This is a genomic window from Moorena sp. SIO3I8 (assembly GCF_010692325.1).
In the GTDB taxonomy this organism is placed as follows: domain Bacteria; phylum Cyanobacteriota; class Cyanobacteriia; order Cyanobacteriales; family Coleofasciculaceae; genus Moorena.
Map to the genome: position 1 here is coordinate 22,409 of NZ_JAAHHW010000010.1, position 14,718 is coordinate 37,126.

Consider the following 14,718-nt stretch of genomic DNA (forward strand, 5'->3'; position numbering starts at 1 on the left):
GTAGCGTGGCCCAAAGGCCAAGGAGCATCGCACTTCCTCTCCCTATTCCCTATTCCCTGTTCCCTATTCCCTATTCCCTGCTCCCTGCTCCCTGCTCCCTAAAACCCAAGACTTTGTACCTCACCCAATTGAAAACTTCTATAGTTCAATCAACTCTCCATCAAAATCAACCGCAAAGCATCTAACTGCACATACCATGGCTGAGGCCAAGCTTTAATCTGATGCCATTTTTCCTTGAAAACTTCAGCTTGGAGGTGGTATTGCTGAGGATTGTAGGACTTACCAAGTTTAGTTGGTTTTGCCCCCCTAACCCCCCAACTTTGGGGGGGAATCATGTCAAAGTCCCCCAGAATTGGGGGATTTAGGGGGCAATCTATAACTCCTGTATTCCTAGAAGCAGTATATAAATTCAGATACAGTGTAACTCTGTGCTGGGTTTCACTCATCGTCACCAGCCAACAGGGAAACGTATTGTCGTGATTTGGCTCTTTGAGAAATATCAGATGATGGGCACGGATGCCAACATAAGCCAACGATTTCCTGATCGGTTCTACAACTGAAAGACTACAGTTCCAGTCCAGGGCTTGAATTTTTTGGTGGTCAATAATTTCAACCCGAGAAAAGTTTTTACACTCCGTTAATTGTGCTACCCTAAAGCTAGGAGGATGCTCAAAAATAGCTTCTTTAGAACCAGAAGCAATAACCTTTCCTTCGGAAAGGACTAACAGATTACCACAAACTCGGTAAGCTTCCTCTAATTTATGGGTCACGAAAAGAGTGGCTCCTTGATAAGTAGAGAAAACTTCCGTTAGTAGCATTTCGATCTGATTCCGGAGATAGGTATCAAGGGCAGAAAGGGGCTCATCTAATAGTAACGCTTCTGGTGCGATCGCCATTGCTCTTGCCAAGGCTACCCGCTGCTGCTGTCCCCCAGAAAGTTCGTGAGGATAGCGCTTTTCTAGTCCCTGTAAATGCATCAGTTCAATGTATTTCCATACCCGTTCATTCCTTTGGGCTTTCGGCAATTCCTGCAAGCCAAAGCCGATATTTTGAGCAACATTCATGTGGGGAAAGAGGGCGTAGTTTTGAAACACAAAACCAATGCGACGTTGGTGAGGAGGAAGATTAATACCCTGTTTAGAATCAAACAAAACTCTTCCGTTCAAGACAATGCGGCCTTGAGTGGGTGTAGCCAAACCAGCAATACACCGTAGCGTCATACTTTTACCAGAACCAGAAGCCCCTAAGATACCTAAGGGCTTACCATTAGCAGTAAATTTAGCATCTAGGGTAAAGCTAGAGCTTACCTCTTTTCGTAACTCTACTAAAAGTCCTTGACTTGGTTCTATGTTAGATTTTTTCCCTGTTCCCTGTTCTTTTCCCCCCTGATTAAGGAAAGCTCTAGTCCCCCCCTTATTAAGGGGGGTTAGGGGGGATCCCTTCCTTACTTCTATGTTAGATTTTTTCCCTATTCCCTGTTCTTTTCCCCCCTTAATAAGGGAAGCTCTAGTCCCCCCCTTAATAAGGGGGGTTAGGGGGGATCCCTTACTTACTTCTATGTTAGATTTTGTCCCTGCTCCCTGCTCCCTGCTCCCTGCTCCCTGCTCCCTGTTCCCTGCTCCCTGCTCATAGTTAATGATGGTGATTGCCACGAGAGCGATCGCAACCATAATCAACACCCATAGTAGTGCTTCCCCCATCCTCCCGGCTTGGGCTGCAAAAAAGATAGCGATCGCAATGGTTTGGGTTCTGCCAGGAATACTCCCGGCTAGCATTAACGTAGCGCCAAACTCTCCCAAAGCTCTAGCAAAAGCCAGAACTGTCCCCGCCATCACCCCTGGCCAAGCCAACGGTAGCAACACTTGCCAAAATACCCTACATTCAGAAGCCCCCAACGTACGGGCACAGTTAATCAAATCCTGATTAACTTGTTTGAAAGCTCCCAATACAGTTTTATACATCAAAGGAAAGGCAACGACAGTAGCAGCAATCACAGTAGCAGGCCAAGACAAGATTACAGATAATCCCAATTGCCTTAATAGCTGTCCCACTGGGCTATTTCTACCTAGTAACAACAGTAATAAGAAGCCAACTACTGTAGGCGGTAGCACTATCGGAAGGGTTAAGATACTATCAATAATTCCTTTAGCTTTCCCTTGATAGCTAAACATCCAACCCGCTACTGTAATTCCCAGAAAGAAAGCAAAGATAGTAGCCAAGCCAGCAGTCTTTAGGGAAATCCATAAAGGAGATAAATCTTCCATAGTGTTGAACAAAGAGTATGGGTAGTGTGGAAAGTGTGGGTAGTGTGGGCAGAAAAAACGGCATATATAGGGTCTCTAATAGTTATAAGGCAAATTCAATTTTATTACCCCGACTCCCGACTCCCGACTCCCGACTCCCGACTCCCTATTCCCTATTCCCTGTTCCCTATTCCCTATTCCCTACTCCCTACTCCCTACTCCCTTATCCGCCATAATAAACCCATACCTCAAAAATATAGTTTTAGCTGAATCACTGATTATAAACTGTACAAACTGGTTAGCATGATCATGGTTTTTAGACTCCTTTAATACTGCTACTGGGTAGATAATCCGGGAGTAAGACTCTGGCGGAGCAGTAGCAACTCGTTTAACTTGGTTTGATACCTTAGCATCTGTTGCATACACCAATCCAGCATCCACATTACCTGTTTCCACATAGGATAGAACTTGACGAACATCTTTGCCAAAAACCAACTTCGGTTTCAGCTGCTCAAACAAATTAAGAGTAGTGAAAACTTCCTTAGCATACTGTCCAGCTGGTACACTTTCCGGGTCTCCCATTGCTATTTTACTAATTTTATCAGAGGTTAAGTCCTGAAAATTAGAGATACCCGTCTGGTCTTTAGGAGTAACTAAAACTACCTGATTATTAAGAAGACTTTGCCTTGTCCCTTCTAGTAAAAGCCCCTTAGATTCCAGAGCATTCATCTGTTTCGGAGCTGCTGAAATAAAAACATCCACTGGCGCTCCCTGTTCGATTTGTTGCTGCAACGAACCAGAGGATGCAAAATTATAAATAATGGTAACATCTGGTGTTTCCTTAGTGTAGAGTACTTTGATAGCTTTCATCGCATCTTGTAAGCTAGCAGCCACTGATACCGTTAGGCTCACCACTTCTGGCTGTTGATTGTTAAAGGTAAGAGCATTGCAAGCTATTAACACTAAGGATAGACTTAAGCACAGAAACCATGATCTAGTTAGGGATTTAATCATAAAAGTTATTAGTAGAGTTATAGCATTTTATAGTAACCGTGATATACATTTAAATTTTCTTCCCTACTCCCTACTCCCTACTCCCTACTCCCTACTCCCTACCCAATTAGATACTTAACAACAAAAAAAAATAGCCGTAGAAATAATGTCCACGGCTATTTCAAGTCCACAGTAAGTGGATTCAAATCGCTATGTCACTCAGTTCCCGAACCTATCGAGAAATGCTCCTATTTAATCATACCGGAACTTTTGTTTTTGCCAAGGGGGGGCAACCCCCCCAGAAACTAACGTTTTAACGGAGCATCCAATACTTAGTGATGATCGTAATCACCTCCCCTGGCATGCCCGTAGGTTGCAGAGGACTCCACTCGGAAGCCTGTGCGTAGTTCATGGCAGACAGGGTATGAATAGTATTAGTTACTCCTTGACGAGGCCCCTTTAAAATGTGCTGAACAGGTTGTTGCTTTGGGAAAAAATCTTCAAGATTAATTCCGGGAATTTGATCTTCAGGATTATTGTCGGGGTTAGGGATAAATTCTTGCGACATAGCTCAATAGTTTAATTTAGTTTATTTGATTATTGTAATGATTATATATTTTATTGTCAAGGGTTTTTAGAATTTTTTTGGGGGGGGTATTTTAATGGTAAAAAAAAGCGATCGCGTAGCGGCTCTTTCAGAGCATCGCAAAGATTATGCGATCGCTTTTTTTGTATAGCGGTCTGTAGGCTAATTAGGTAAACAATTTTTTTTCCCTGTTCCCTATTCCCTGTTCCCTGTTCCCTATTCCCTATTCCCTACCTTTACAGATCAAGTTTAAGCTTGGTGCAATAATATATTATTTATGCTTGCCCCTTTCGCGTCATACCGATACCAGAAAGATAAAGATCAGGAACTTTATAACGTTTAACATCATCTTTAGTCCCTTCATAAATAGATAACAAACCCACTTCTCTAGCAAAACTCAATTCATCATATAATTCACTTACATCAGTTGCATAGAAGGGCGAACGTCCTATTCCTTTAAGACAATCAATCAACTCTTGAAGTTCACTAAACTCTTCATTTATCAAAGCATCTAATGCTTTTTCTGATACCTTTTCAAGAGATGAACTCAAAGCCCGTGGTCGGATGATAGTTTTCTGATAAGGATTTCGCTCTTGTTCGTTTATTTCCCAATCTTTCGCCTCAGCAAAAAGTTGTAACAGAGCACGGGGACTATGGTTGTTACTGCCATCAGCAATTCGCTTCCAGACCCAGTTCCGAGTAAAGGCAGATTTACCCCCTTTCATCCGCTCACCAACCAAAAGATTCCAAATTTCAAAGACCTGTGATTCACTCAAATAGTCACTAAAGGCGTCACTACTTGATGACAAATTTGATAACAAACTACCTTGCTGAATTGAGTCTACTACAAGTCCTTTAAATCTATCCGATTTCAGAGCTTGCTTAATTATAACTTTAAAAAAATCTGATCGCTCACGCCATTCAAGGACTACAGATCGCCCGAAAAAGTGACTTTTATTATCGAAACGAAGGCTACGCCAGATATCTTCTCGCAATAGAACTTTGAATTTTAAGTTTTTCATATTGTCCCCTAAGTCAGTAATCAACGAAAGCAGTCCTTCAATGGCTTTAGTGCGTCTTTCTCGATCTGCCTGTGTATTTCCAAATCCTGTATCCAGTCCATCGAAAAGAAGAAGAATAGTAGATTGTGCAGCACCATCGAAACGAGTCAGCCAATCTCTTGCCAATAAACCAATTTGAGATTGTGGTAGTAAATTCTGAAACCATCGGACAAGTTCTAATTCGTTAGTAGGATCAGTTCCTAGAACTTGTGAGACAGCGTCATCTGGTTGAGGCTTCTCTCCACGCCAGGATAGGTGACAGGCAAGACAAGTCTGGAGTAACCAAAAGTCACGCCAGCTTTTTCCCGTAGTTTCTAAAGCCTCATCAATGGCCTTGAAACCTTCAGAGTTAATAACCCACGGGCGATCGCCTTTAAGAGGACTGGGAGATAACACTACAATGGAATCTTGCTTAGAATCTTCCAGGAGGCGGCGGAAAATAGCCGTTTTACCAGTACCTTTACGACCACGGATTAGAACTATGTTAGGCTTAAGGGCGCGATTGACTAACTGTGTTTCTACAAAGGTTTCCAGAAAATTATCTTGGTATTCTGCTGTTCCTGCAGAAAATTCTAATTCCTGTAAAATTTGCCCCTTACTATCGGGTAAACTATCCGGTAGCTCTTCTTCACTAGCTGTAGGGATAAAACGTTCTAACCATTCAGCAACCGGCTCAAAGTCACGCCACGTTTCTTGATTAGATAAGATTTTATCTGATGTAGCAATCTCTTCTCGATAGGGAATAAAATGTGTAATATCTGATTCTTTAATCGGCTCTGATCTCGATTGTTTATCCCTCAGAATAGAGAGCCACTCTCCAATCCATTCAATAGCTCTATGTTGATATCGTTCCACAACTTCTGGTGCTTTACTAGCAGGAATTGGAGACACAATAAATCGTGGCTCTGGAGTAAGCCGCTGTTCAGTTTCAGTTCGTCTAGTCTCAGCAGCAAGCAATGCACGAACCAGTTCACCCGTACCCCTTTGAGCTTGAGGATGAGGAAAGAACACAATAATTGCCAGATCAGCCAAGTCAAACAGGAGCGGTCCATTGAGAGGAGTCATTCCTGTGCGAGCATCTAGTAAAATGACATCAGGTTTGAAAGGAAGACGATCACTACTTAAAATCTGAATCAGTTCACGTAATGGATTTCTATCTTCCCGATACCAAGCTCCAGGTTCCATAAAGCTCAGTAAACGCGCATAATTGGCATTGGGCAAACCTGCCGGAATACAGTAAATCTCATCAGTTTCAGAAACCCTCAGAATATGATTACGGATGTCAGGCTCTTCCCCTTGCTCCAAACTTAGTAACACAAATACCAACCCCTGTTGATCCTTAACCTCGTCTTCCTTTCCAAACAAAGCCGCTAATCCTGGAGCTTCTAAATCCATGTCAACACAGAGCACAGTGCGTCCACGACTAGCAAGAATTCGGGCAGTATAAGCCAGGGCAGTTGAGCGACCAACTCCTCCTCTGAGGGAATAAAATGTTGCAACGATCGGTCGGTCAAGGTCTTCGTCTAGATCCGATGGAAATAGGATTGCTTCAGGATTACTAGAGCCAGAGCGAGAGCGAGCCAGAGCTTCAGGCCAAAAAGGTACGTTTTCCAGGGTAGAATCAATGGGAAGAGGGCCAGCCCATTGCTGCTCTTCAGGAGTTAGTAAATCTAACCACTGAATGGTCAATTCTTTTAGTCCCTCTAGAGCAATGTTCTTACGTTCTTGTTTGGATTTGTCATCAAATCCTCGGGAAATGACAGCAATACGCCAGCCTAGAAACGGATCCGGTTGAACCCGCAGCTCCGTAATCTCTAAAGCTGCACGTGACATATTTTGATGAATACGCTCTTTGATTTCTGAATGGTTCATCTGCGCCTCCCGGATTTAGGACTAATTTTAAACTTTATAAAGTTTGTTAACTGCTTTGCTCCATCTACCAACTCCGCCATTGTCAGGCTACTATTACAGGTTATTTGATAACGTAGGGATGTATCCCAGTTTTCTATAAAAAATGTCTTTGCACCTGTAGAGTCACGGATATCGGAGAGACGAAATCCCGCTGCTTCCCATAAACCCCGTAGATTATGCCCCTGATTGCCATGTTTCGGAAATGATTTATTTCTAGATCGTAATAAAGCCTTGAGACTAGATTCAATGGCATAGCCTGCCATATAAACTGATCCAATTGATTGACTTCTATTTTTGAGTATAGCGTCTGCATCTGCCGCCCGTTCATTTGCAATATCTAGCCAGTCTTTGTAATTATTAGGATACATTACAAGTATAATTACAATGAATTTGATAGATTATAACACAAAAAAAAGTCCATAATAATGGACTTAACTCGCTCTATACTTAGAGTCTATAACTCTGAAATACGACTGAACAATAATCCCTGATTATTTATCCTTTTTTCTAAACAAAGAACCAGCCCCTAAAGCACTAAGTCCCAGTAGCGCCAATCCAGACACAGGTTCAGGTACACTAGTTGCATCTGGCTTTGAAGGATCCTCGGTGATAGTTTCCTTAAAATTAGGATTGGGATCAACATAGACAGTTGGAGGTAATAGGGAACCTCCAAGAGTAAAGGTAATTCCTGACTCTCTGTTCCAGGTAAGGATATAAGCCCCGGCATCAAAAGCCCTACCAAAATCGATATCTATAATCCAACTATCAGGGGTAGCGTTAAAGGTAGTAACAAAGGTTCTAGGAGGAAGAGGAAACGGAGAAGGAAACGGTTCAAGAGTAATATCAGAACCGACTTGCTCTAACCCTTCTACATCAAGAAACCAAGAAAGTAATTCTCCTTCAGGATTGTACTCAACAAACCCCTCGTAATCTCTAGTTTTGGGAGGAGGCTCTGGCAGAAAACTAGGAAAATCCGACAATTCAAGTTCGCCACTGAATTCTTGGTTAATTATTTGCTCAGCAGCAGCCGGTAAAACGGCAACAGTAGCAGAGGTTAAAGCGACAGCAGTAGTCACAAGAGCTAATTGGTGATAAATATTAGTCACAGAAAGTATCCTCCTTCAGTATGTATAAAATAATAGGGAACAGGGAGCAGGTAACAGCAAGAAATAGTTAACAGGATTTTTGGGTTATGATAAATTATTATGATTTATCATAATCGCTTTTAAACTAATAAATTTAGCTTGAATTATAGTCACATAAAAAATAAATGTCAATACTTGATAAAAAGCCCTAAAATTGACGATGCCAAATTGCCTGATTAGTATAGGATTGATAATAGTAATGAATTAATTAATTTTGAAATTAGGCAAAAATTATAATAAAATCCCCATCTCCCCATCTCCCCATCTCTTCATCTCCCCATCTCCCCATCTCCCCATCTCCCCATCTCCCCATCTCCCCATCTCCCCATCTCCCCATCTCCCCATCTCCCCATTTCCCTACTCCCTAAGACGAAAGTCCCTCACCCAATTTAGAACAGTCTATAATATGTAAAGCGCAATAAAAACTAGGAGGTGATCGTGATGCTGCTCAACTACCAATACCAGGCTTATCCAAGTACTCAACAAAAACTAGAACTAAATGATTGGCTACGGATTTGTCGGTACTGGTACAACTGGCAGTTGGGCGATCGCTTTCGGTGGTGGAATGAAAACCGCACTGCTGTTAATTCTTGTCCGTTGATTACTTATCTACCAGAACTCAGAGATAACCCCGGTTATTTCAGTCAAAAAAAGCTGTTACCAATCTGGAAAAAAGACTTGGTGACAGTTGTCCACTCAGGTGAATTGCTGGACTTTACCCGAGTTCCGGCGAATACTTTACAGGACGTATGTAAAAGAGCAGACCTAGCTTTCAGTCGATTCATCAAAGGCGATTGTAATGGTAGTCGTAGCGGAAAACCTAGATTTAAAAATCAAGCTAGATATAGGACTTTAAAGATAGATGGGAAAGACTGTTTTTCTGTAGCCAGAATCGAGAAGAAATGGATATGGCTAAAGATAAGTAAACTCAAGGGCTGGCTCAAAGTACGCCTACATCGTCCGCTGCCCGACGGGTTTAAGATCAAGAATATTCTAATCACCAAGAAAACCGATGGTTGGTACACAACCTTATGCTTAGAAGATTCTACAGTACCAGCGTTTACACCAGAAAGTGTTATTCCCACTTGGGATAATGGCATAGGGTTGGATGCCGTACTTTACGGAGACGATTATCTAGCAACATCTGAAAATACCAAACTACCTTCACTTAAGTCTTACCGTAAGAATCATTCTTATTTAGTAGGACTTACGCAAATCCCTCAATTTAACGCTACCTGTAGGGTGGGCAAAACCTTGCCCACCCTACCCATGGATTCTGTGCGTAAGTCCTATTTAGAAAAGGTACAGACAAAAAAGAATGCCAAGACAAAAGGTAGTAAAGCTAGAAGGAAATTGCAATCCCGTGAAGCGAGAATACATCAACGGATTGCTAGGAGCCGAAAGGATCATGCCTATAAAACAGCTCATGTTCTGGTTAGAAGCGGAAAAAAAGTTTTCTATTATGAAAATTTGAACCTTACTGGTTTAAATAAACGAAATAAACCCAAGCCAGATGGGAAGGGTGGATATTTGCCTAATGGACAGTCCGCTAAATCTGGATTAAATAAGTCTTGGTTGGACGCAGGGTTTGGGCAGTTCTTTGAGGTACTGGGCTACATAGCTGGAAAAGCTGGAGCAGTAACGAAAAAGTGTAACCCTGCCTATACCTCTCAGCTGTTAAGCTATCGAGACGAGTTTGTATTCACGGATTGCGACCTCCGCGAGTATTGGGATGAGCAAGAAATGTTATTGGTTGACCGCGATATTAATGCCGCAATTAACCTAAAACGAGTGGGGCTGGGCGTGTTCCCCACTATAAAACGCGCTCATAGGGAATCCGGTTATAAATAGCTCTATAACTAATAGTACCTCAAAGGAAGTTTTAGTAGCTCTAAGGAGTGCTAGAAGCTTACACTTAACGGATAGTGAAGTGTAGGAACGTCACCTAGGCAGACCTCAGCTGTGGCAAACATAGGATTGATTCTAAAACGAAGCAATGCCAAAATAACTACATCTTTCCGAAAAACTATCAATATCTAACTTTTGTAAAAACGATAGAACAGATATGGATGCGGAGTACATTATACAAGCATTGCAACTCGTACCACATCCTGAGGGGGGGTTTTATCGAGAGATGTATCGATCAGATCAGGTCGTAAAGACACCTTTTGGAGTACGGTCTGTTGCTACCTCAATCTATTATCTCCTCCGTAGTGGTGAATATTCATCGTGGCATCGTATCAGGTCTGATGAACTGTGGTTTTATCATGCTGGTGTACCATTGTGTCTCAACTACCTTGACGAGACCGGTTCACAACGGGGCATACTACTGGGAGCCAGTTTGACAGACGGTGCTCATCCTTACTATTGTTTGCCAGGCGGTACATGGTTTGGGGCGATTCCTTCACAAGATGATAGTTTTTCTCTGGTGAGCTGCGTTGTTGCACCAGGCTTTGACTTTGCCGACTTTGAGTTGGCAGAAAGCGGAGTTTTCCCTCAGATCAGCCGGGAGTTATTGTGATTGAGGAGCTGTTATGGGATGGTTCTAGCGAGCCGCTATGGGATTGACCTTGGCCAAAAGGCCACGCTACGCGAATGGTCACGCGGGGCGCGTTCGCAAATTACTCGATTGACCTTTGGTCACGCTGCGCGAACACAAATTAAGCGATCGCATAAAAGAGATGGGTCTACGGAGCTGCGTTTGCGATCGCATCAAACGGATGAGTCTACGCAGCTGCTATGTATCTTTGCTAGAACTATTAAAAGATTGATTGTAAGGAAACAGAGTATCCAGTAATCGGTTCAAGCTCCCCTGCCCATGAACAGTAGGCTGAGTCTTCGGGGCTGGTGATTCTGTCTGTGACTCAGGGGTCGTCTCAGCTTCAATAGTTTCTGTAGTATTAGTCTCTGTAGTATTGGTATCTGTAGTATTGGTATCTATAGTATTAGTCTCTATAGAATTGGTATCTGTAGAATTAGTCTCTATAAAATTGGTCTGCGTTGTATCTGTTGTATCTGTAGCCACCGTATTACTAGTGGATGGAAATTTACCATTTACAGATTCCGTGGTAAAGCTGTTTTCAGGTACAGTTGATGATAACTCCTGAGGGTTCTGCTCCAACGTATCAGGAGTTGGTTGAGACTCTTCCGGTAATGGACGCCCCTTATCCCCCAACACCGACGCTGATGGCACCACTTGTAAGGATTCTACAGAATGATTCCAAATTGTCGTCAGGGAGCCAATACTAGCATTAGCGCCAATTTTTCCCTTCCCCACGACCAGAACCCCAGCGCCTAAACTCGCTCCTGATTCCACCTCCACAGTACCTTTGTGAGCATGAATAATTGCTCCCATACCGATACAAACACCGGCTGCAATCGTTATTTTACTATCTCGATCCGCTCGCAAAATTACCCCTGCTGAAATAACAGCACTAGGATCAATGCTCACATTTCCTTCCACGTATATATGAGAATTATTACTCAATTGAAGTTTAGGCAAGTGCATAATTTTTGGCACAGTAGACTTCGCCGCAGTTTTGGGGGTAAAGGGTTTTGGGTAAAGGGTTTTGGGATTAAATTTGACTCTAGCACTATCATTTTTGAGGGCTTCTTTACCGTTGCAAGAAGTCTAATACCTATAAATAAGCTGGTCTTGATTTAAATTAAATGGTTCTCGCAGCAAGGGAGTAGGGGGATAGGGTTTGACGGTTTGTTTTCTAAGGGATGCAGTGCGGTATTGGGGCTTCCCCCCATCTACCCACACTTCCCACACTTCCCACACTTCCCACACTTCCCTATCTGTTCCCTGTTCCCTGTGCTATGCTTATAAATTAAGGCTTTTGAATCAGCGTCTCTAGAACACGCCGTTTAGCTTTCGGATCAATACCAATCAACCGTACATACTCACCCGAATGTTGAACCAAGCAGGTTTCTAGACCTTCAACCACCTCTGAAACCCGAGTAGAGTCAATGGGGGAGCAACTCTGCCAAGAACTGGTGCGGAATCGACGTTTATCCGCATGTTCAGTACCAATCCGATAACCTTGGGACAACAGGTTACGGATCTTCTCAACGATATCTTGACTCAAGGATGAACCAGAAACCTTGCTGCCATTGAATCCTGAGGATTGGGTTGAACGGGGAGTATAGCTATAACTACTACTAGGTTTAGCAGCAGGCTTTGCAGTGTCCCCTGGTTTTTGAATAATCTTTTCCATCACCCGGCGCTTGGCTTTCGGGTCAATCCCAATCAGTCGGACATACTCACCAGCGTGGTCTGCCAAACAAGCCCCTAGGTCTGCCAAAGCCTGTGATAGGTTATCGGAGCTTATGCCAGGAGCACTCTTCCAGGAACTAGTCCGGAAGCGACGCTCATCAGCATACTCAATACCAATCCGATACCCTTGGGACAACAGTTGACGAACTAGATCATCGACTGATGAGTCTAAGCCATTGCTAGAGAAACCCGCAGTAGGTTGAGGAGCAGAGCTGTAGGGGCTGTAGCTTCTTGAACCAGATCCAGTGGAACTTCCAGAAACAGGGCCACCCGGTTTTTGGATAATCTCTTCACACACCCGGCGTTTAGCTTTCGGGTCAATCCCAATTAGTCGGACATACTCACCAGCGTGGTCTGCCAGACAATCATCCAAGGCTTGCAGCACTTCTGATTCACGATCGGAGTGTATTCCGGAAGCACTCTTCCAGGAACTAGTACGGAAGCGACGCTCATCAGCATATTCAGCACCAATTCGGTATCCTTGGCCTAACAGTTGACGAACTCGTTGTTGAAGCTCTGAACTTAATCCTGTATTTGAAGACATTGATCTGAAAGATTTATGGGAACTATCAGGGCTACTATGACCATTAGAGTCAGCATTTTCAGCAATTTCTTTGCGGATGGGCATCATGCAGGAATCATCCTCTGCACACTGATAACCCGCCCGCAATGCCTCATTGATTGCCACCACATGGTTAGCAAACGTTCTATCTTGCTCTTCTACATCCGGTAGTCGGTCAGCTTGCTGCTGATTAGTAATCACCGCTCCGGAAGGAACATATTTACCGGGAGGAATTTCGACATCCTGAACAAGGGCATGCATCATCACAATACAGCCCTCGCCAACTCTAGCATTAAACACCGTAGAGCGAAAGCCAATAAAGCAATCATCCCCAACATAAGCAGGACCATGAATCAGGCTCATGTGGGTAATCGATGCATTCTTGCCAATCCACACCGAGTAATCTTTCTGGTCATCCCCAACAACCCGACCTTCTTCAAGACCATGAATCACAACACCATCTTGAATATTGGTACCTTCACCGATGTAAAATGGTCCCCCTTCATCAGCTCGAATCGAGGTTCCCGAGGCAATCAATACATTTGGACCAATCTCTACATCTCCAATAATGTTGGAAAAAGAATGGACATAAGCTGTGTCATCAATTTTTGGTTCAGCCAGATCCCGTGACCACGGTGTTGGGGGAGCTGCCTGGGTGCTAAATGCCATAGATGTTTTCCTCCTAATTTTTATTTGAGATACACTGTCATGAAATAGATTTTTGTCAAGCCCCACACTTGAGGATTGGGGTTAGTTATTTCTGCTGCTCCCACTCGGGAAATGTAATCATGCAGAAATTGCTGGATTGTTAATAGTTAACCTCTACCGTTATGGCTTATCGTTACAAATAACTGCTTTGGAAAGCTATAGGGGTCGGGTCAGAATCGAGCAATGGATTACCAGGCATAAGCTACTACCCAAAGCTACTACCCAAAGCTACTACCCAAAGCTACTACCCAAAGCTACTATTGTCCGAACCTACTCACTAATACTGGTCTTTTTTGCTGTAGAGCATGCTATTGTCCACACTGACCGTGTCAATAATCCCCACCACCATAGCGTCGATGGGACGCTTGTCACTCTCACCGACTTGCCGAGCCGCGCTGCCACGGCTGACTAGCACCCACTCATTTATACCAGCACCGACTATGTCAGCAGCTACCTCATACTTGGGGAGTGGTTCTCCTGCATCATCTAGGTATTGCAGGAAAAGGAATTTAGTTCCTCTAAGACTAGGATCTTTATAAGTACTAACGACCGTGCCTCGGACCTTGGCAATTTGCATTGACCTAAATTATTAACAGGACTTGGGGTGACAGGACTTGGGGGGAGATGGATTAGGGAGCAGTTATATGGCCAAGCCAAAACTAGTGGATCAAGCAATCTCTCCCCTCATGGTAAGCACATCCCCTACTTGACACCGGCATGTCTTGAATCTCAAATTGGCGGACGATTATGGACGGTTCATCGGACGGATGGCGTTAGTACTCTCCCGGAACTGTTCCACATCTTCGGTATAACGAATTGGTAGAACATACTCCAGGTTTTCGTGAGGTCGAGCAATAATATGGGTAGATAATACCTGACCTCCATTGACACGCTTAACGTTATCAATTCCAGCAGCTACCGAGGCTTGCACTTCGGAAACATCTCCCCGCACAATCACGGTTACACGAGCGCTACCAATTTTTTCATAACCCACAAGGGTGACACGAGCCGCTTTCACCATAGCATCTGCGGCTTCTACAACCGCTGGAAAACCAAGGGTTTCCACCATTCCCACAGCAATTGACATGAATTTTACTCCTAGACGTTTATCAAGATTTTGATCAACCCACGCGCTGACCACACGTGGGATGGTTGTGACGGCATATAAGCGCTCTTTGCTAAACCTATAGTCACTGCATACCAACGAGTTCAGCACCCAAGCTTGTGCCA

17 protein-coding genes are annotated in these 14,718 nt (G+C 43.6%); 6 read left to right on the top strand and 11 right to left on the bottom strand.

What is annotated here, in order from left to right:
* Positions 1 to 5: 5 nt before the first annotated feature.
* Entirely contained in the window at positions 6 to 185 is a 180-nt protein-coding gene (locus tag F6K51_RS06075) for a hypothetical protein (RefSeq protein WP_293018902.1), read from the top strand.
* Here F6K51_RS06075 and modB read toward each other — a convergent pair.
* Positions 150 to 2,264 carry a molybdate ABC transporter permease subunit gene (gene modB / locus F6K51_RS06080; RefSeq protein WP_293019004.1) on the bottom strand — a complete coding sequence of 705 codons (2,115 nt, stop codon included), beginning with the start codon at positions 2,262 to 2,264 and terminating at the stop codon, positions 150 to 152. The two genes, F6K51_RS06075 and modB, sit on opposite strands and share 36 nt — an antisense overlap.
* Before the next feature lie 17 nt (positions 2,265 to 2,281).
* Here modB and F6K51_RS06085 point away from each other — a divergent pair, with 17 nt between their 5' ends.
* The gene (locus F6K51_RS06085) at positions 2,282 to 2,479 is read left to right on the top strand and encodes a hypothetical protein (RefSeq protein WP_293018903.1); all 198 of its coding nucleotides are present in this window, start codon (positions 2,282 to 2,284) and stop codon (positions 2,477 to 2,479) included.
* On the opposite strand, the gene modA is transcribed toward F6K51_RS06085, so the two are convergent.
* On the bottom strand, positions 2,445 to 3,206 hold the full coding sequence (gene modA / locus F6K51_RS06090) for a molybdate ABC transporter substrate-binding protein (RefSeq protein ID WP_293018904.1): 762 nt from the start codon (positions 3,204 to 3,206) through the stop codon (positions 2,445 to 2,447). The two genes, F6K51_RS06085 and modA, sit on opposite strands and share 35 nt — an antisense overlap.
* Between modA and F6K51_RS06095 the strand changes: the two genes are divergently transcribed.
* Positions 3,190 to 3,375, top strand: a complete 186-nt coding sequence (locus tag F6K51_RS06095; RefSeq protein WP_293018905.1) for a hypothetical protein — start codon at positions 3,190 to 3,192, stop codon at positions 3,373 to 3,375. The genes modA and F6K51_RS06095 overlap by 17 nt on opposite strands.
* 174 nt (positions 3,376 to 3,549) lie before the next feature.
* Here the strand turns inward: F6K51_RS06095 and F6K51_RS06100 are convergent, their stop codons facing one another.
* The 4 genes from F6K51_RS06100 to F6K51_RS06115 all read right to left on the bottom strand — a co-directional run bounded on the left by F6K51_RS06100 (position 3,550) and on the right by F6K51_RS06115 (position 7,900).
* Positions 3,550 to 3,804, bottom strand: coding sequence for a hypothetical protein (locus tag F6K51_RS06100; RefSeq protein WP_293018906.1), 255 nt, complete (start codon positions 3,802 to 3,804; stop codon positions 3,550 to 3,552).
* A gap of 293 nt (positions 3,805 to 4,097) precedes the next feature.
* Entirely contained in the window at positions 4,098 to 6,755 is a 2,658-nt protein-coding gene (locus tag F6K51_RS06105; protein WP_293018907.1) for a ParA family protein, read from the bottom strand.
* Entirely contained in the window at positions 6,752 to 7,162 is a 411-nt protein-coding gene (locus tag F6K51_RS06110) for a HEPN domain-containing protein (RefSeq protein ID WP_293018908.1), read from the bottom strand. The genes F6K51_RS06105 and F6K51_RS06110 overlap by 4 nt, the downstream gene beginning before the upstream one ends.
* Before the next feature lie 123 nt (positions 7,163 to 7,285).
* Entirely contained in the window at positions 7,286 to 7,900 is a 615-nt protein-coding gene (locus tag F6K51_RS06115; protein ID WP_293018909.1) for a hypothetical protein, read from the bottom strand.
* A 480-nt stretch (positions 7,901 to 8,380) separates the two neighbouring features.
* On the opposite strand from F6K51_RS06115, the gene F6K51_RS06120 reads away from it, so the two are divergent.
* The 3 genes from F6K51_RS06120 to F6K51_RS06130 all read left to right on the top strand — a co-directional run bounded on the left by F6K51_RS06120 (position 8,381) and on the right by F6K51_RS06130 (position 10,736).
* Positions 8,381 to 9,790 carry a transposase gene (locus F6K51_RS06120; RefSeq protein WP_293018910.1) on the top strand — a complete coding sequence of 470 codons (1,410 nt, stop codon included), beginning with the start codon at positions 8,381 to 8,383 and terminating at the stop codon, positions 9,788 to 9,790.
* A gap of 214 nt (positions 9,791 to 10,004) precedes the next feature.
* Entirely contained in the window at positions 10,005 to 10,460 is a 456-nt protein-coding gene (locus F6K51_RS06125; protein ID WP_293018911.1) for a cupin domain-containing protein, read from the top strand.
* A gap of 18 nt (positions 10,461 to 10,478) precedes the next feature.
* Positions 10,479 to 10,736, top strand: coding sequence for a hypothetical protein (locus F6K51_RS06130; RefSeq protein ID WP_293018912.1), 258 nt, complete (start codon positions 10,479 to 10,481; stop codon positions 10,734 to 10,736).
* Here F6K51_RS06130 and F6K51_RS06135 read toward each other — a convergent pair.
* The 5 genes from F6K51_RS06135 to F6K51_RS06155 all read right to left on the bottom strand — a co-directional run bounded on the left by F6K51_RS06135 (position 10,677) and on the right by F6K51_RS06155 (position 14,575).
* Positions 10,677 to 11,426: a hypothetical protein gene (locus F6K51_RS06135; RefSeq protein ID WP_293018913.1), complete on the bottom strand. Its 750-nt coding sequence runs from the start codon at positions 11,424 to 11,426 to the stop codon at positions 10,677 to 10,679. The genes F6K51_RS06130 and F6K51_RS06135 overlap by 60 nt on opposite strands.
* Positions 11,427 to 11,570: 144 nt before the next feature.
* The gene (locus F6K51_RS06140; protein ID WP_293018914.1) at positions 11,571 to 11,732 is read right to left on the bottom strand and encodes a hypothetical protein; all 162 of its coding nucleotides are present in this window, start codon (positions 11,730 to 11,732) and stop codon (positions 11,571 to 11,573) included.
* A 40-nt stretch (positions 11,733 to 11,772) separates the two neighbouring features.
* Positions 11,773 to 13,449: a ribulose bisphosphate carboxylase small subunit gene (locus tag F6K51_RS06145; RefSeq protein WP_293018915.1), complete on the bottom strand. Its 1,677-nt coding sequence runs from the start codon at positions 13,447 to 13,449 to the stop codon at positions 11,773 to 11,775.
* Between the two features lie 316 nt (positions 13,450 to 13,765).
* Positions 13,766 to 14,065, bottom strand: a complete 300-nt coding sequence (locus F6K51_RS06150; protein ID WP_008185074.1) for a EutN/CcmL family microcompartment protein — start codon at positions 14,063 to 14,065, stop codon at positions 13,766 to 13,768.
* Between the two features lie 168 nt (positions 14,066 to 14,233).
* Positions 14,234 to 14,575, bottom strand: a complete 342-nt coding sequence (locus tag F6K51_RS06155; protein ID WP_293018921.1) for a carbon dioxide-concentrating mechanism protein CcmK — start codon at positions 14,573 to 14,575, stop codon at positions 14,234 to 14,236.
* Between the last annotated feature and the right edge of the window lie 143 nt (positions 14,576 to 14,718).